Origin of the sequence: Curvibacter sp. AEP1-3 (assembly GCF_002163715.1) — a bacterium.
Classification (GTDB): domain Bacteria; phylum Pseudomonadota; class Gammaproteobacteria; order Burkholderiales; family Burkholderiaceae_C; genus Allorhodoferax.
In genome coordinates, this window is sequence record NZ_CP015698.1 from 519,170 (window position 1) to 536,348 (window position 17,179).

The window sequence follows — 17,179 nt, forward strand, 5'->3', positions numbered from 1 at the left end:
AAAACCATGAGCCAACAATTGCAATCCGTTATCGAAGCCGCGTGGGAAGACCGCGCCAACATTTCTGTGGCATCCGCACCCGCTGAAGTGCGTGAAGCCGTAGAACATGTGCTGAACGAACTCGACGCCGGCCGCTTGCGCGTCGCCACCCGCGAAGGCGTGGGCCAGTGGACCACCCACCAATGGATCAAGAAGGCAGTGCTGCTGAGCTTCCGCCTCAAGGACAACGAAGTCATCCAGTCCGGTGATCTGGGCTTTTATGACAAGGTTCCCACCAAATTTGCCGGCATGAGCGCTGAGGCCCTCAAAGCTACCGGTGTTCGCGTGGTTCCGCCTGCCGTGGCTCGCCGCGGCAGTTTCCAGGGCAAGGGCGTGATCCTGATGCCTTCTTACTGCAACATCGGATCTTATGTGGACGAAGGCACCATGGTCGACACATGGGCGACTGTGGGTTCTTGCGCCCAGATCGGCAAGCACGTGCACTTGTCCGGTGGCGTGGGCATAGGGGGTGTGCTGGAGCCTATGCAGGCCGGCCCCACCATCATTGAAGACAACTGCTTTGTGGGCGCGCGTTCCGAGGTGGTAGAGGGCGTGATCGTCGAAGAAAACTCGGTGATTTCCATGGGCGTGTACATCGGCCAGAGCACCCCAATTTATGACCGCGCGACCGACACTGTCAGCTATGGCCGCATCCCGGCAGGCTCTGTGGTGGTCAGCGGCAGCCTGCCCAAGGGTGACGGCAAGTACAGCATGTACGCTGCCATCATCGTCAAGAAGGTGGACGCCAAGACACGCTCCACCACCAGCCTGAACGACTTGCTGCGCGACTAAGTTCTCCCAAGCGGAAGGCAACTATGGCCACGACCACCACACCCCAGCCTTCAGGCACCATGGAGCGCATCCTGCGCCTCATGAGCGAGAAGAAGGCGTCTGACGTTTATTTGTCGGCGCACGCCCCTGCGTTGATCAAAATCAACGGCCAGTGTGTACCGATCAACAGCCAGACCCTGCCTTCCGACGCTCCCAAAAATCTGTTGGCGGAAGTGTTATCGCCCCAACAAATTGAGATTTTGGAGCGTGATGGTGAGCTGAATGTCGGTTTCCCGCTGGCTGGCGTAGGTCGTTTCCGTGTGAGTGCCATGCGCCAGCGCGGCACCATTGCAGCAGTGATCCGCTACATCAGCGTGGACGTGCCCCCCCTCCACAGCCTGCAGCTGCCCCCGGTGCTGGCCGACCTCATCATGGAAAAGCGCGGCCTGCTGCTGATGGTGGGTGCCACGGGTGCGGGCAAGAGCACGACGCTGGCGTCCATGCTGGACTACCGCAATGAGAGTGTGTCCGGCCACATCCTGACCATTGAAGACCCCGTGGAGTTTTTGTTCAAGAACAAGAAGTCCGTGGTGAATCAGCGCGAAGTCGGCACCGACACGGCTTCTCTCCATGTAGCCCTGAAAAACGCCCTGCGCCAGGCTCCGGATGTGATTCTGATCGGTGAAATCCGGGATCAGGAGACCATGTCAGCAGCGATTGCCTATGCGCAATCCGGCCACTTGTGCCTGGCCACCATGCACGCCAACAACAGCTATCAAGCGCTGAACCGCATCTTGAGCTTTTACCCGGTCGAAGTACGCCCCACCATGTTGGGGGACCTGGCTACAGCTCTGCGAGCCATCGTCTCTCAACGCCTTTTGCGCACCACATCCGGACTGCGCACACCGGCCGCCGAGGTGTTGCTCAACACCAAGCTGGTGGCCGAAATGATTGAAAAAGGCGACTTTTCAGCGGTGCGTGAAGCCATGGAGCAATCCATGGCAGAGGGTTCGCAGACCTTCGAAGCCGACATCGCCCGCCTGATTCAGGACGGCCTCGTAGACCGCAAAGAAGGCTTGGCCCACGCAGACTCACCCACCAACCTCATGTGGCGTTTGCAAAACGATTTCACCAAGGTGGCCAAGGCTGCTGCGGTGCCGGAAGAGGATGATGAAGCCTCCTTCACGGAAATTACCCTGGATGTGAAACACTGATGACGCAAACGCTGCAGCTCACCGAGCAACTGTTGTCCATGGCCTCGGTGACGCCTTCAGACGGTGGATGCCAAGCCCTGATTGCCGATCGCTTGCGCCCGCTGGGCTTTTTGTGTGAAACCATTGAAAGTGGGCCGGACGATTTTCGAGTTACCAATTTGTGGGCAAAACGGCCTGCAGGGCTTGCGGGATCTGCGCCAGTAGCTTCCAAAAGCATAGCAAAAACCTTGGTGTTCGCCGGACATACCGACGTGGTTCCCACCGGCCCTGCGCAGCAATGGGACAGTGCGCCATTCGTCCCCAGCCACCGTGACGGAAAGCTGTTCGGCCGCGGTGCGAGCGACATGAAGACTTCCTTGGCGGCGTTTGTGGTGTCTATCGAAGAGTTTCTGGCTTTGCATCCGGCCCCCGAACTCAACATCGCCCTGCTCTTGACCAGTGACGAAGAAGGCCCGGCCCTCGACGGCACGGTGGTGGTCTGCAAACAGTTGCAAGAGCGCGGCGAGGTACTGGACTACTGCATCGTGGGGGAACCTACCTCGGTCGAGAAAACCGGTGACATGATCAAAAACGGACGGCGCGGCACCATGAGCGGCAAGCTCACGGTCAAGGGCGTGCAAGGCCACATTGCCTACCCGCACCTCGCCAAAAATCCGATCCATCTGTTTGCCCCCGCGTTGGCCGAGTTGGTGGGCATCGAATGGGACAAGGGCAATGCGTTTTTCCCGCCGACCACCTGGCAGGTCAGCAACATCCATGGCGGCACCGGTGCGAGTAACGTCATTCCCGGGCATGTGGTGATTGATTTCAACTTCCGCTTCTCCACCGAGTCCACCCCCGAGAGCCTTCAAAAGCGGCTTGCCAGCGTTCTGGCCAAACATCAGCTGGACTATGACTTGGCTTGGACCATAGGCGGCCTGCCCTTCCTGACCACACCAGGCCCCTTGGTGGATGCGGTACGCGATGCCATCCGCTCAGAGACCGGGCTGGAGACACAGCTTTCGACCACCGGTGGCACCAGCGATGGACGTTTTATCGCGCAGGTCTGCACGCAAGTGATTGAACTCGGACCTCCCAACGCCACCATCCACAAGATCAACGAATACGTGAAGCTCGCCGACATCGAGCCTCTGAAAAACATTTACCGCCGGGTACTTGAGAACCTGAACCAGGCGGAAACCGCATGAATTTGAAAGATTTGGTCGCACAGGCCACCGCGCAGCTGACCGAAGCGGGCGTGTCCTTCGGCCATGGCACCACCAACGCGGCGGACGAGGCTGCATGGCTGGTACTGCACGCTCTCGGCTTGCCGCTCGATACGGGCCTGACCGACGAGGATAAAGAGTCAAATCGGACGATAGCGCCCGAGGAATATGCGCGGGTAGCTACACTTTTAGGAGCGCGCATCAGCACCCGCAAGCCGGCTGCTTACTTGACCCAAGAGGCGTGGCTGCAAGGTGTGCCCTTTTACGTGGATGAACGCGTCATCGTTCCGCGGTCTTTGATCGCCGAACTCTTGGTGGACGGCAGCATCGACTATTGGCTCAAAGAAAGTACCCACCACGTACTGGACCTGTGCACCGGCAACGGCAGCCTGGGCATTCTGGCCGCCATGGTCTATCCGGACGTGGAGGTGACGGGAGCCGACATTTCGACGGACGCATTGGCGGTCGCGCGCATCAACGTGGACAAGCATCAGTTGCAGGAGCGGGTGAAATTGCTGGAGTCTGATGGCTTGAAGGCAGTCCCCGGTGTGTTTGACCTGGTGTTGTGCAACCCGCCGTATGTGAACGCCAAGAGCATGGCAGCACTGCCCGCTGAATACTTGGCCGAACCCTTTATTGCCCTAGACGGCAATCAGGCAGGCGGCAGCGGCGATGGCATGGACTTCATCCGGACCTTGCTGGCAGATATTCCCTCCAAGCTGTCGGAAGATGGCGTGCTGGTGCTGGAAATCGGAAACGAGCGCGAGTATTTCGAAGCGGCCTTTCCCGAGTTGGAAGTGGTGTGGCTGGAGACCAGTGCCGGTGAAGACCAAGTGCTGCTGCTGACGCGCGACGCACTGGCCCGCTTCCAGCAGCCTTAAGTTTTTTACCCGGGCGGTATCCGGTAAGCACGCGCGCCGGACACGCCGAACTGCCTGATGTCATGCATCCGGTAGCCATTTATTGACGGCCTCACGGCCCTTCCCAGAACATGATTACATTAAAAAACGTCACCCTGCGCCGTAGCGCCAAGGTGTTGCTCGAAGGCGCTTCGGTTACCTTGAATCCAGGCGAAAAGGTAGGCCTTGTGGGTCGCAACGGTGCGGGCAAATCCTCGCTGTTTGCCTTGCTGAACGGCAATCTCCACGAAGACGCGGGCGAGTACTACATCCCCGCCCAATGGCGCATGGGCCAGGTGGCACAGGATATGCCCGAAACCGAACAAGGCGCCACCGACTTTGTGGTCGAAGGCGATACGCAACTCGGGGCAGCACGGGCGGAAGTGACAGCCGCGGAATCGACCGAAGACTACGAACGCATGGCGAACGCTTACACAGCCCTGCACGACGCCGGTGAGTACGACGCAGCTGCGCGCGCTCAAGCGCTGATTCTGGGTCTGGGTTTCAAAACCACCGAACTGGACAAACCAGTGAACAGTTTCTCTGGCGGTTGGCGCATGCGCCTGCAGCTCGCCCGGGCCCTCATGTGCCCCAGTGACCTGCTGCTGTTGGACGAGCCCACCAACCACTTGGACTTGGACGCGCTGGTGTGGCTGGAAGCCTGGCTGAAGAAGTATGAGGGCACTATGGTCGTCATCAGCCACGACCGCGAGTTTCTGGATGCGGTAACCAACGTGACCCTGCACATCGACATGGGCAAGCTGGTGCGCTACGGCGGGAACTACAGCAAGTTTGAAGACATGCGCGCCGAGCAGATGGAGCTTCAACAAAATGCCTTCGCGAAGCAGCAAGACAAGATCGCCCACCTGCAAAAGTTCATCGCACGCTTTAAGGCCAAAGCCAGCAAAGCCAAGCAGGCCCAAAGTCGGGTCAAGGCCTTGGACCGGATGGAGAAGATTGCGCCGCTGTTGTCCGAAGCCGATTTCAGCTTTGAGTTCAAGGAGCCGGCCAACCTGCCCAACCCCATGCTCTCCATGCAAGGCGTGAGTTTCGGCTACCCGGCGCCTGAGGAAGCGCCCAAGGGCACTCCACCTACAACTATCGTCCATAACGTCAGCAAATCGGTGCTCGCAGGACAGCGTATCGGCATATTGGGTGCCAACGGACAAGGTAAGTCCACGCTGGTCAAAACCGTGGCCCGGGATCTCGCGCCTCTGGGTGGCGAAATGACCGAAGGCAAGGGCCTGAACATCGGCTATTTCGCCCAGCAGGAACTGGACGTGCTCCGGCCTGACGAAACCCCGCTGGAGCACATGATCCGGTTGGTGAAGGACATGACCGCTGCCGGCAAAATTGCCGGACAGCAGACCCGTGAACAGGACCTCCGCAGCTTTTTGGGAACATTCAACTTTAGCGGCGACATGGTAAAGCAGGCCGTGGGCAGCATGAGCGGTGGTGAAAAGGCTCGACTTGTGCTGTGCATGATCGTGTGGCAACGCCCCAACCTGCTGCTACTTGACGAGCCGACCAACCACCTGGATCTGGCAACACGCGAAGCGCTGGCCATGGCGCTGAACGAATTCGAAGGCACCGTGATGCTGGTGAGTCATGACCGGGCCTTGTTGCGCTCGGTCTGCGATGAGTTCTGGATGGTTTCCCGAGGTGGGGTCGAGCCCTTCGATGGCGATCTGGATGATTACCAGAAATACCTGTTGGATGAAGCCAAGCGTCAGCGAGAGCTTGCCAAAGAAGAGGCCAAGGCCGGAGTTCCTGCAGTTTCTGTGACCGCCCCTGTCGCTGTGAAAGTTGGCCCAACTGCAGACGAACTGAAGAAGTGGAAAAAAGACCTCGCCGCAACCGAGGTGCGCATGGAAACGCTCAATGCCGAGGGCGCAGAGTTGGAAGCAAAACTCTCCACCAACCCGCACCCTTCAGAGATTGCAGAAGCGGGAAAAAGATTGAAGGCAGTGAATGTGGAGCTCCAGAATCTGGAGGAGCTTTGGCTCGACCTCACTGCCAAGTTGGAGGTCTGATCCGGCCGTCGGGGCGTAAGCCACAAATAAAAAAACCCACCTTCGAATGAAGGCGGGCTTTAAGGTCCACTTTGTAGGTGGTGGGAACTGAGAGATTCGAACTCTCGACCTACGGATTAAGAGTCCGCTGCTCTACCAGCTGAGCTAAATTCCCTTAAATCGTCAAAATCTTGGTGGGACCAGCGGGGGTCGAACCCACGACAAACGGATTAAAAGTCCGCTGCTCTACCAACTGAGCTATGGTCCCGACAGTGCTCTTTAATTGCTTATTGAACCCTGCGAAGCCTCAAATTATAGCGTCTTTTTTGAGGCCAAATGGGTTGGTGCCGATAATTTATCGATCACCCAGCCTGCCGCACACATTCCAAAGGTGGCCGTCACACTTACCAAGGAACCGTAGCCGTGGCAATTCAACGTTCCATCCCCTTCCACCGCGCAAGAGGCATCGGGCCCACGAACCGCCTCCTTGCTGTAGACGCAAGCGACCTTCATTTTTTTCCCGTCTTTGGGCGCCCCATGTGATTTCCGAAGGCGGTAGCGTAGCTGGGCTAAAAGGGGGTCATGCGTGGTTTGACTCAAATCAGAAATATCCACGAGATGCGCCAAACGCTTACCACCTGCGGCACCGACAGACACAAATGGGACCTTGGTCTCACGCGACCATGCGGCCATTGCAACTTTCGCCTTGACGTTGTCACATGCATCAATGACTGCATCTACTTGTCCACCCAAAATTGCGGGCCAGTTGTCCTCGTCAACGAAGTCGTCGACCACCACCACCCGGCACGCAGGATTGATATCTGCAATGCGTTCCCGCATCGCTTCGATCTTGGACATACCGATTGTGCTGGTCAAAGCGTGCAACTGCCGATTAATGTTGGATTCGGACACATGATCCATATCGATCAATGTAAGCGCAGCAATTCCGCTCCTGGCAAGAGCTTCCACAGCCCAGGAGCCCACACCGCCGATCCCTACAACAGCGACATGCGAATTGCGAAAGTACCCGGCCGGCTCAACTCCAAAGAGCCGGTCTATGCCGGAAAACCGGCGGTTGAGGTCAGCCGCCTCAACCGCCCCTGAAGCAATGCCGGTCACTTCAAACGAGCCAAACGGTCCTTGGCAGCACTCGCAGCTTCTGACGATGGATAACTCGCAATCAGTTCTTCCAAAGTCTTTCTGGCCGCCTTGGTGTCTTTCAATTCAGACTGACAGTTAGCCAGTGCGAGTAACGCCTCAGGCGCGCGCAAATGATCGCCTGATTGCTGCACCAAGCTACGGAAATTAGCCTGTGCGTCCTTGTAGTCCTTGGTCGCGTACTGCGCACTACCCAGCCAGAACAATGAAGAAGGACGGTATCCAGAGGTCGGATAACGATTCAGGAAGTCGAGAAACACTGACTGCGCCGTAGCAAAGTCGCCTTTGCGAAATACAGCAAGCGCTGCTTCAAAATCGCGCTTCTCAGAGGGTTCTGCAAAGAACTCGCGACCGTCCACGGACACTTTCGAAGGCTCCAGTTTTCGCAGACGATCTTCAAGAAGTTGCGAAGAGTCTTTTTGTTTGCGCTGTGCCTCCGCCAGATCCCGCGCGAGCTGTTCTACCTGGCCACGAAGCTTGGCCGTGTCTGCACGACTAGCCTCAAGCTGATTCTGAAGCTCCAGAAGTGAACGGCGAAGTTGAGCCGCATCATCCGCATTTCGCTTGGATTCATCAGCAATTTTTTGATCGCTGTCAGCGCGCAAAACCTCAATTCGCTGGCGTAAATCAAGAATCGCGCGACGTGCCTCTTCATCGTCAAACAGGCCTGCAAATGACTGCCCTGCCCCTAAGCACAACAAAAGTGCTACTGATGCAGCGTGAGCAAAACGCTTCGTCAAAGGAGACATCATGACTTATCGGTAGCTGAACTCGGCGCGACGGTTCTTTTCCAGTGCGGCTTCGGAGTTACCCAGAACGGCCGGCTTTTCCTTGCCATAGCTGATAGCTTCCATTTGCGCATCAGACACGCCTTGGAGTTGCAAAGCCTTGCGCACTGCCTCTGCCCGCTTCTGGCCCAGAGCCAAGTTGTATTCGCGGCCACCACGTTCATCGGTATGGCCTTCGATGCTTACTTTGCGGGATTTGTCCGCTTTCAAGTACTTGGCGTGTGCTTCCAACGTGGCCTGGAACTCGGAGCGAATGACAAAACTATCGTAGTCAAAGTAAACCGTCTTCAATGCAGCACTCAACGCTGGATCCTGTGCATTTTTGTCCAAGGTAACAGTGGCGACATTGCTCTTTGCTACGCCGGCACCGTCATTGGTTCCAGTGGCTGCCGAACCTGCATTCACCGTTTGACCAGACTTGTCTTCGACTGGCACCTTGTCCAGCTTAACCGCAGAACCACAAGCACTCAAAAGAGCCACAACCGACATGAGCAAAACCAATTTTTTCATTCTCAAACTCCAAGTTAAATTTCAAAATTATTTCTGAGCGGGGCCCCAATCGGGCTCACGAATATCACCACCCTGGCCCGCCAGTCGGGCCTTGATGCGGCCGTCCAAAGTGGTTGTCATTAGCGCCTCTTTTCCTTGCAACAAAGTTGCGTAAATAATGAGGCGACTATTGGGAGAAAAGCTCGGGTTTTCGTCAGCCGCAGTATCAGTAATGGCCGAAACACTTCCGCTGACAATGTCCATCACGTGCAACTTGAATGCACCGTTGACCCTCGACACATACGCCAACCACTTTCCATCCGGACTCAGGGCTGGAGAGATGTTGTAGCTGCCAGAAAAGGTGACTCGTTCTGCACTCCCACCGCCAGCTGGAACCCTGTAAATCTGCGGGGAGCCGCCCCGGTCACTCACAAAGTAAATTGTCTTTCCATCAGACGTATAAACGGGTTCTGTATCGATCGCAGGCGATTGCATCAGGCGCTTGGGTTCCCCACCATTGGCATCCATCACATACAACTGCGACCCTCCATCACGACTGAGAGTGAGCGCAATGGATCGACCGTCCGGTGACCACGTGGGCGCACTGTTGGACCCCTTAAAGCTCGCGACGAGACGACGACGGCCGGTCGCAACGTCGTGAACATAAACCACCGGCTTTCGAGCTTCAAAGGACACATAGGCGAGTTGATTGCCATTGGGGGCCCAGGATGGGGAAATGATCGGCTCCGGGCTACTTAATGCGCTTTGAGCATTTTCGCCATCCGCGTCTGCGACCCACAGGTTATAGGTCGGCCCCGCCTTCGTAACGTAAGAGATCCTCGTGGAAAAAACCCCTTTATCCCCAGTCAAACGCTCGTAAACGAAGTCAGCGATCCGGTGAGCCGCCAAGCGAAGATCACCCGGCAGCACAGCGTGGCTCTGTCCCCCCAAATCCTGATTTCTTACGACATCCCATAAGCGGAATCGAACATCGAAGCGCCCGTCAGCCAATCGCGTGACGCTACCTGCAACCAGGGCATCAGCCCCACGTTGTCGCATAACGTTCAAATCCGGACGGGCACTCTCATCCAAACCAGAGCCGGACTCCACCCCTTTGAATTGACCGCTTCGTTCCAGATCCGCCTGCACGATGGCTGCAATTTTCTGAGGGGATTGATCCTCACCACGGAAAGCAGCAATTGCAACTGGAATTTGGGTCATTCCCACTCCGGAAACTTCAACCCGAAATTGCGCTTGAGCCTGTAATGCGGCCAAACCAAAGAAGCAAATTAACCAGAATTTTTTCATCGTGTTTCGATTATCACCGTGTGTAGACCCGAAGCTGTTCAAAACCCAAGCTTTGCTGGTAACCAACGGGGGCTTGGATCAACTTGTTTCCGATTCGTTCCCGGACTCGTTGCGCATTTGCATTTTCCCGGTCACGGCTGCTCTCCGGATGCCAAAGGTGGTAGACCTCCGTCGAGTAAAAGCCGTTCTTACGACAAAGCCCTGCATTGTGCAAACGCAGAACAAAGTCCGCGTCTTCATGCCCCCAGCCGACAAAGGTTTCATCGAATCCGTTGATCTCGATGTAATCCGCTTTATGTAACGCCATATTGCAACTTCGAATGCCCTTCCACCTGAAAGCGGTCTGACGACGAATGGACAAATCAGGCAATCGGAACTTAGCGGTCCACTTGCTGGATTCCCCGTGAAATCCTCTCGCTATCCACTGCCACGTGGATTGATTGGACAAGTTAACATCTCGGGCAATTGCACTTTGGGTTAGTCCTTCGCTGAGAAGGACACGACTACCATTCACAAAGTGCCCGTTCTGTGCCAGCATTCGGTGGCGCTTTACGAAGTCGATCTCAGGAACACAATCCCCATCGAGCAAGATCAAATAACCACCAGCGGCTTGGGCCACTCCCAAATTGCGCACCTTAGCGGCAGTGAAACCAACGTCCGGATGCCATACGTGTTTGACTGGGAAGTTCGCCAGACTTTCAATAGCGAGAGCTTCTGAAAGGTGCTGTTGATTGGAGCCATCATCTGCAACGATCACTTCGAAATGACGATCCGATTGGTGATCGAGTGCTGCAAGTACGCAACCAAGCGCATCACTGCGGTTGTAGGTTGTAATGACGATGGAGATTAGCTCTTTGGAAGGCATTTTCGACTAGACTTAGCCGCCCTTGATGCCGGAAATCACTCTCGGCGCTGGCTTGAAAGCTCAGGGGCTCAGGTCACTTTGGATGTTACCACCCCATGCCCACCATATCTGTCTACATCATCGCCTTCAACGAAGTTGAAAAAGTTAGCGCCGCCATCCAGAGCGTCAAATGGGCAGACGAAATCATCCTCGTAGATTCATACAGCACTGACGGTACCGCAGATATTGCCACTGCCTTAGGAGCACGGGTAGTACAAGTTGACTTCAAGGGATTTGGTGACCTCCGAAATCAAGCAATAAATGCCTGCACCAAAGACTGGATTTTTAGCCTTGACGCGGATGAACGCTGCACACCGGAAGCTGCAGCAGAAATAAAGCAGTTGATATCGCGCGATGAGACCCATGAGGTCTATCACACACCTCGACGTAACTTCTTTATGGGGCGCTGGATCAAGCACTCTGGTTGGTACCCCAATTATCGCCAACCCCAACTATTTCGCCGTGGGGCAATGACATATGACATGAAGCCCGTGCACGAGGGTTATGTATTGCACTCTAAGTTACCTATCGGGCACATGAAGTCTGCCATTTGGCAATTCCCCTTCAAGAACATGGCCGAGGTTATGCACAAGGCAAATCGTTACTCCAGCTTAGGGGCTGAAAAGATACAACACAAGAAACTATCTATGTGGACCGCATTGCTTCATGCGAAATGGGCCTTTTGGAAGCATTACCTGTTTAAGCTTGGATTTTTGGACGGTTGGGCAGGCTTGGTGATCGCAATCGGCAACTTTGAGGGTACTTTCTATCGTTACGTCAAAGCTATTGAGATTCAGCGTGGAGATGTATGGAAAAGGGCTCCCACGGAGTTGAAGTCCTTCCATGAGTGAAGCAGACCGCGCCCACTACGTCCGCCTTTTAGGTTTCCTCAAACCGTACTGGCGGGCTTTTCTGTTCGCAGTACTCTGCATGATCTGCACAGCAGCGACAGAGCCAGTGTTTCCCGCCATCATGCGACATTTGTTGGATAGCGGCTTCAAGACCAATGACGCTCAAATGGTGTGGCTGATCCCGTTGAGCATCGTGCTGCTATTCGTCGTGCGGGGAGCCCTCTCTTTCTTGACCAATTATTTGATGACCTGGGTATCAACCCGATTGGTGGTGGACCTCCGGCGGGCAATGTTTAACAAATTGGTGGAAGCACCCACACATATCTTTCAAACTCAACCGGCCTCGCAATGGATTGCCCGTCTACTATACGACGTAGACAACATTAACCAAGCAGCCACAAACGTGCTGGTTACCGCCATCCGCGAGACGCTGACCGCAATTGCATTGTTGAGCTATCTTCTTTACTTGGATTGGAAGCTGACGCTCGTGACACTCACCGTGGGTCCAGTAATTGCTGTTCTGATTCAAAGCTTCGGAAAACGGATTCGTAAAGCCAGCAAGGCCAGTTTGGAATCCTTACGTGCCGTTGCCCATACTGTTGAAGAGACCACCGCAGCAAATAAAGTCATCAAGATATACGGGGGGCAGGAACAACAGAAAGACCGGTTTTTTGAGGTTACAGAAAGCTTTCGTCGCAGCATGATGAAGGAGGCCGTGCCAGCTTCGGCTTTAACTCCGATCACGCACATGACAGCTTCGTTTGCAATCGCATTCATTATTTTTATGGCGCTAAGTCGCTCTATGGGGCAAGCAGGTGATTCTGCCGGAAGCTTCGTATCTTTCATTACGGCCATGTTGTTACTGATTTCACCGATCAAACAACTAACAACAATTAGTCCCATACTTCAACGTGGTCTAGCCGCGTGCGAAAGTGTATTCGGCGTATTAGATGGACCTGTAGAGTCTGATGCCGGCACAGCGGAGTTGAAGAACTGTAAGGGAAACATCAAATTCGACAACGTAACGTTTCGCTATCCGGGCAGCGACAAGCTAGCCTTAGACAGTATCACCATCGAGGTCCACCCTGGGCAAACCGTCGCCTTGGTGGGTGCCTCGGGGGGGGGGAAGAGTTCACTTGCAGCTCTCATTCCGCGTTTTTACTCGCCCGACACCGGATCAATATCAATTGATGGCGTTGACATTTCAACGTTGGATTTGGCCAACCTGCGCGAACATATAGCTCTGGTAAGTCAGGATATTGTTCTCCTCAATGACACCATCCGAGCGAATATCGCATTCGGTCAGTCCCGCAACACCGATGACTCACGGATAAAGGATGCTGCAATTGCCGCCCACGCTTGGGAGTTCATTGACCGATTGCCTTTAGGGCTCGACACTCTCGTGGGGGAAAATGGAGCGTCCCTTTCCGGTGGACAACGTCAGCGCATTGCAATTGCAAGGGCGATACTCAAAAACGCACCCATTTTGATTCTTGACGAGGCCACATCAGCGCTGGATACGGAATCAGAGAGAGTCGTGCAAGAGGCATTGGCTGGCCTGATGAACAACCGCACCACGTTAGTAATTGCACATCGACTCAGTACGATTGAACGAGCAAACCTGATCGTGGTGATGGATCATGGGCACATTGTGGAGTCTGGAGACCACGCAACTTTAGTCCAACACAATGGGTATTACGCAAATCTCCAACGTATACAGACATGAAGATCCCAATCCTTATGTATCACCAAATTGATGTACCGCCCCCCAGCGGTACGCCGTTGCGTGGTTTGGTGGTATCCCCTGCTTCTTTTTCCTGGCAAATGCGCATGCTTCGCGTTCTCGGATACAAAGGACTATCAATGCGGGACCTAGAGCCCTACATCCTTGGCACCAAGCAAGGAAAAGTAGTGGGTCTCACATTTGATGATGGATATCAAAACAACCTAGTGCACGCCGTGCCAACCCTAAAGGCAAGCGGCTTCACAGCGACTTGCTATGGTGTTAGCGGCATGGTGGGTGGAACCAACGCTTGGGACGCAGGAAAAGTAGCGCAAAAGCCATTAATGACCCAACAGGACTGGTTGAATTGGCACCAAGCAGGTATGGAGGTGGGCTCTCATACGCGGACGCATGCAAATCTCAAGGAACTATCTGATGATTTGGCGAGAGAACAGATCGTACGTTCCAAGGAAGAGCTACAGCAATTGCTCGGTATCGAGGTTCGACATTTTTGCTATCCCTATGGCTGGTTTAAGCCGGAGCACGAAGACATGGTTCGCGCCGCCGGTTACGTGACGGCAACGTCCACACGCAGAGGCCGTGTCCAAGCTGGCGACAACCCTTTTGCGCTTCAACGAATTATGGTTGCGCGAGCTACAAATCCTCTGCAGTTCTTTTTGAAAGTGGCAACAGCTTACGAGGATAAGCGGGCATGAACCAGCTGGCGCTCTATTGCAAAAGCTATAGCACGGACTTGCGGCGCGTTGCACGCCTGATGCAATCTATCGAGCGCTTCAACGAGACACGGATACCCGTTTATTTATCAGTGCCCGAGTCTGAACTAGCCCTGTTCCGTGAGCACCTCGGCACCACCTCTGCCCAATTGATCTCTGATGAGAGCATTTTGAATGCATCTCCGCGTCTGAACCTTGACTTGGTCGCACGCATGCACGGTGCGGTGGCGCAGCAGGTTGTGAAGTCGGAGTTTTGGCGTTTGGGACTTGCCGAATCTTATGTTTGCTTGGATTCAGATGCGGTCTTCATCCGCCCGTTTTCCAACAGTGATTTTTTGGCCTCTGACGGCTATCCCTACACGGTTCTGGACGAAGCACATGAGCTTCTGGAGGGGGCCATGCAACATCGCCGTCCACGCATCGTGGATGACTTTGTGCGGGAAGCCACATCGATACAGCAAATATTCGGACGCCATGGCCGTCGTTACAGTTTTGGCCCTTTCCCACTCGTATGGCACCGCAAGGTCTGGGAAACGCTAGAAAGCAATTACCTGCAACCTAACGGCATAAGTTTTGCGGATGCGATTGCGCACATTCCGATTGAGTCGCGCTGGTATGGGGAGTCGTTGCTAGCCTACCAGGCCATCCCATTGCATCCTTGCCAGGCGCTTTTCAAGGTTTATCACTATGCTTGGCAGTTGGACCAGGAAAAACGCCGCGGCATCACCCATCAGCAACTTTCCACACTGTACTGCGGAGTGATCTACCAGTCGGCCTGGGAGCGCGAGATGGACTGGCCCAGGGAAGGTGGCAGCGTACTATCCCGCATCGGCAGGCAGCTGCGTCGCAAGCTGGGGAGAATATGAGCACCTCCAACATTAACAACATTCCTATATTGCTGACCTCCAGCGTAGTGGCTCATGACAAAGAGGTTCGATTGCAGGACCCCACCGAGAGGGCCCGGCTAGCAATGGAGTCAGTGCAACAGTGGAGAGCCATTGCTCCCCACAATCCACTGGTGCTCTGTGACGGGTCGGGTTTCGATTTTCAGCCTATGGTCGCTAAGTTGGTTAGCAATGGTCCAGTGGAGTGCCTGCATTTCCAGAATAATGTGGAGCTGGTCCAAAAACATGGCCGGGGATTCGGGGAAGGTGAGATCGTGCGCCATGCCGTAGAGCACTCCACACTGATCAAGTCAGCTGGCTGCTTTGCCAAATGCACCTCTAAACTTTGGGTGGAAAACTTCAGCACCTGCATGCAATCATGGAATGGTCTACTGCTCATGAAGGGGGTGTTTGACCATGTTTTCACACCGCGTAAGACCACAACACTGGCCTACATCGACACGCGGTTTTACGCTATGGATGTCCGGACATACCAGCAACACTTTCAGCAAGCCCACGAGTTGATTCGTGTCCAGGAAGGTTATGGACTGGAAGAAAGCTTTAGGGATATCTTTCTGAGCAAACAACTGAAACACTGCCTGATGAGCCCTCCTCCCGTCATCAGCGGCGTAGGCGGCGGAACCGGTGCGTACTACAAAAATACGAAATTGCGCCAACTCAAGGAAAAGTGGCGCTACCAGCTCGTCAAGTGCAACCCATTATTTCGAAACTGGTTTGCCTGAGTTCAGATTGAGGAATAGCGTGAGCAGAAAAAAGGCCTGCATCTCCAGATAGTGCTCCTGGTAGACAGCATCCACCATGCCGCGCAACAGCCAGAAAATGGACAGCAACAGAAGCGCTAAACCTGCTGCCCATGTTTGCTCTTGCTTCAGCGCAGTCCAGCCCGACTTTGTGAATCGCAAGAGCACCCAAGCATAGAGGATCGCTCCGACCCAACCCACGGCCAAGATTAGATTGATCCATGCATTGTGCGCGTGAGAGTAGTTCATGGCCGGCACATGGCCACACATCTGCGCTATGCGGTACTCGTAAGCATCACGCCCGCCGCTCCAGCCCCAGGGGTTGGTGGCACTGAGATCAGCCCCGACACGAGCCAACAAGACGCGACCGCCATCACCGCGAAGGCCATCAATTAATGACTCGACGTAGGCTTGATCCTTGTCGGGATGACTCTGGCGTACAAAATCGGAGGTAGCGGACGTAAAGCCGTCACAGATTAGGTCTTTCGGTCTCTCTATCTGAAACCCAAGCGCTACTTTGTCCCCCATGGAGTACCAGACAGGGTTATGCGATACCACATGATAGAAGAATACCAAGCAAAGTCCACCGACTCCAGCCATCACTAGACCCACACCCCGTCCCAGACGCAACGGTTTACGCTGGACACGCACCGAGACCACATAGACCACGCAGGCCATTGCCAGAATCAACAATCCGAAATAGGCAGCGGCGCGTGACTGTGCAATCACCACGCTCACGAAGCACAGTGCAACTAAAGCTCCCGCCTCGATTACCCGGCGGTGCTTGCCCTGCTGCCGGGCCGCAAACATCACAGCCAAGCCCAAGCACATGGCCTGAGAAGCTGGATAACCCAGATTGCCATGCATGGGCTCTATGCCCCTAAAGCCAAGGGGAAAGGCTGGCAAAGGTGTCTGCAACAGGGTCACATCCTGCAGTACTGCCCACAACGACTGACCTGCCGCTTGCAGGGACGGATCTTCATAAAACGTAGGCTGAAGTACGCCAGCCCAGGCCAGTACAGTAAGGCCCAGGTGAATAAATACCGGCACCGCGCTGACTAACGCAAGTACCCAGAGCGTCAGGCGCTTCGCGCCAAGGATTAGAAACGCTCCCCATGCAAGCAACCAAGTCAGGATGGACTCGCCCCACATACCTTTGCCAATCATATTGCTCCATGCCCCGGCCGGATTTGGGGCAATGAAGGGGAAGATCAAAAGATATACGCACCAGAGCCAGACCGGCAACGGCACTGCAGCAGCCAGCCTAACTATGCGCCCACGCTCTGTGCGCCATGCAAAGCCCAAATAGCCCAGCAGGAGCAGCAATAAGGCCAGATGCAAGACATTACGCAGAGCAATCGTGCCCGACACTGACAGCACTCCAGCAAAGGCCAGGATCAACGCAAGATAAAGCCTCTGAAATCGGTTCAACGTCATAT

The 17,179-nt window shown here is 54.9% G+C and carries 16 protein-coding genes and 2 tRNA genes; 10 read left to right on the forward strand and 8 right to left on the reverse strand.

The window, feature by feature from the left end:
- The first annotated feature begins 6 nt into the window (after positions 1-6).
- The 5 genes from dapD to AEP_RS02455 all read left to right on the forward strand — a co-directional run bounded on the left by dapD (position 7) and on the right by AEP_RS02455 (position 6,161).
- Complete coding sequence (gene dapD, locus AEP_RS02435) at positions 7-831, forward strand: 2,3,4,5-tetrahydropyridine-2,6-dicarboxylate N-succinyltransferase (protein ID WP_087493920.1); 825 nt, start codon at positions 7-9, stop codon at positions 829-831.
- Positions 832-854: 23 nt separating this feature from the next.
- Positions 855-2,024 (forward strand): PilT/PilU family type 4a pilus ATPase, encoded by a 1,170-nt coding sequence (locus AEP_RS02440; RefSeq protein WP_232459910.1) that lies wholly within the window; start codon positions 855-857, stop codon positions 2,022-2,024.
- On the forward strand, positions 2,024-3,211 hold the full coding sequence (gene dapE, locus AEP_RS02445) for a succinyl-diaminopimelate desuccinylase (RefSeq protein ID WP_087493921.1): 1,188 nt from the start codon (positions 2,024-2,026) through the stop codon (positions 3,209-3,211). The genes AEP_RS02440 and dapE overlap by 1 nt, the downstream gene beginning before the upstream one ends.
- Positions 3,208-4,110 carry a 50S ribosomal protein L3 N(5)-glutamine methyltransferase gene (gene prmB / locus AEP_RS02450; protein ID WP_087493922.1) on the forward strand — a complete coding sequence of 301 codons (903 nt, stop codon included), beginning with the start codon at positions 3,208-3,210 and terminating at the stop codon, positions 4,108-4,110. The genes dapE and prmB overlap by 4 nt, the downstream gene beginning before the upstream one ends.
- A gap of 110 nt (positions 4,111-4,220) precedes the next feature.
- The gene (locus AEP_RS02455) at positions 4,221-6,161 is read left to right on the forward strand and encodes an ABC-F family ATP-binding cassette domain-containing protein (RefSeq protein WP_087493923.1); all 1,941 of its coding nucleotides are present in this window, start codon (positions 4,221-4,223) and stop codon (positions 6,159-6,161) included.
- Positions 6,162-6,239: 78 nt separating this feature from the next.
- On the opposite strand, the gene AEP_RS02460 is transcribed toward AEP_RS02455, so the two are convergent.
- The 7 genes from AEP_RS02460 to AEP_RS02490 form a co-directional block, all read right to left on the reverse strand.
- Positions 6,240-6,315, reverse strand: a tRNA-Lys gene (locus AEP_RS02460).
- 17 nt (positions 6,316-6,332) lie between these two features.
- Positions 6,333-6,408: transfer RNA gene (locus tag AEP_RS02465), tRNA-Lys, on the reverse strand.
- Between the two features lie 44 nt (positions 6,409-6,452).
- Complete coding sequence (locus AEP_RS02470; protein ID WP_442873349.1) at positions 6,453-7,259, reverse strand: tRNA threonylcarbamoyladenosine dehydratase; 807 nt, start codon at positions 7,257-7,259, stop codon at positions 6,453-6,455.
- Positions 7,256-8,050: a tol-pal system protein YbgF gene (gene ybgF, locus AEP_RS02475; protein ID WP_087493924.1), complete on the reverse strand. Its 795-nt coding sequence runs from the start codon at positions 8,048-8,050 to the stop codon at positions 7,256-7,258. The genes AEP_RS02470 and ybgF overlap by 4 nt, the downstream gene beginning before the upstream one ends.
- A 3-nt stretch (positions 8,051-8,053) precedes the next feature.
- Positions 8,054-8,596: a peptidoglycan-associated lipoprotein Pal gene (gene pal / locus AEP_RS02480; RefSeq protein WP_087493925.1), complete on the reverse strand. Its 543-nt coding sequence runs from the start codon at positions 8,594-8,596 to the stop codon at positions 8,054-8,056.
- 27 nt (positions 8,597-8,623) lie between these two features.
- Positions 8,624-9,883 carry a Tol-Pal system beta propeller repeat protein TolB gene (tolB, locus tag AEP_RS02485; RefSeq protein WP_087493926.1) on the reverse strand — a complete coding sequence of 420 codons (1,260 nt, stop codon included), beginning with the start codon at positions 9,881-9,883 and terminating at the stop codon, positions 8,624-8,626.
- A gap of 13 nt (positions 9,884-9,896) precedes the next feature.
- Entirely contained in the window at positions 9,897-10,748 is an 852-nt protein-coding gene (locus AEP_RS02490; protein WP_087493927.1) for a glycosyltransferase family 2 protein, read from the reverse strand.
- Between the two features lie 95 nt (positions 10,749-10,843).
- On the opposite strand from AEP_RS02490, the gene AEP_RS02495 reads away from it, so the two are divergent.
- Genes AEP_RS02495 through AEP_RS02515 form a run of 5 tightly spaced genes read left to right on the forward strand, consistent with a single transcriptional unit; the run spans position 10,844 to position 15,722 of the window.
- A complete protein-coding gene (locus tag AEP_RS02495) occupies positions 10,844-11,638 on the forward strand; it encodes a glycosyltransferase family 2 protein (protein ID WP_087493928.1) in 795 nt (264 codons plus the stop codon).
- Positions 11,631-13,364 (forward strand): lipid A export permease/ATP-binding protein MsbA, encoded by a 1,734-nt coding sequence (msbA, locus tag AEP_RS02500; RefSeq protein WP_087493929.1) that lies wholly within the window; start codon positions 11,631-11,633, stop codon positions 13,362-13,364. Before AEP_RS02495 ends, msbA begins: the two co-directional genes overlap by 8 nt.
- Positions 13,361-14,077 carry a polysaccharide deacetylase family protein gene (locus AEP_RS02505; protein WP_087493930.1) on the forward strand — a complete coding sequence of 239 codons (717 nt, stop codon included), beginning with the start codon at positions 13,361-13,363 and terminating at the stop codon, positions 14,075-14,077. Before msbA ends, AEP_RS02505 begins: the two co-directional genes overlap by 4 nt.
- The gene (locus tag AEP_RS02510; RefSeq protein WP_087493931.1) at positions 14,074-14,961 is read left to right on the forward strand and encodes a DUF6492 family protein; all 888 of its coding nucleotides are present in this window, start codon (positions 14,074-14,076) and stop codon (positions 14,959-14,961) included. The genes AEP_RS02505 and AEP_RS02510 overlap by 4 nt, the downstream gene beginning before the upstream one ends.
- Positions 14,958-15,722 (forward strand): hypothetical protein, encoded by a 765-nt coding sequence (locus AEP_RS02515; protein ID WP_087493932.1) that lies wholly within the window; start codon positions 14,958-14,960, stop codon positions 15,720-15,722. The genes AEP_RS02510 and AEP_RS02515 overlap by 4 nt, the downstream gene beginning before the upstream one ends.
- On the opposite strand, the gene AEP_RS02520 is transcribed toward AEP_RS02515, so the two are convergent.
- Positions 15,699-17,177 (reverse strand): O-antigen ligase family protein, encoded by a 1,479-nt coding sequence (locus AEP_RS02520; RefSeq protein WP_087493933.1) that lies wholly within the window; start codon positions 17,175-17,177, stop codon positions 15,699-15,701. The genes AEP_RS02515 and AEP_RS02520 overlap by 24 nt on opposite strands.
- Positions 17,178-17,179: the final 2 nt, after the last annotated feature.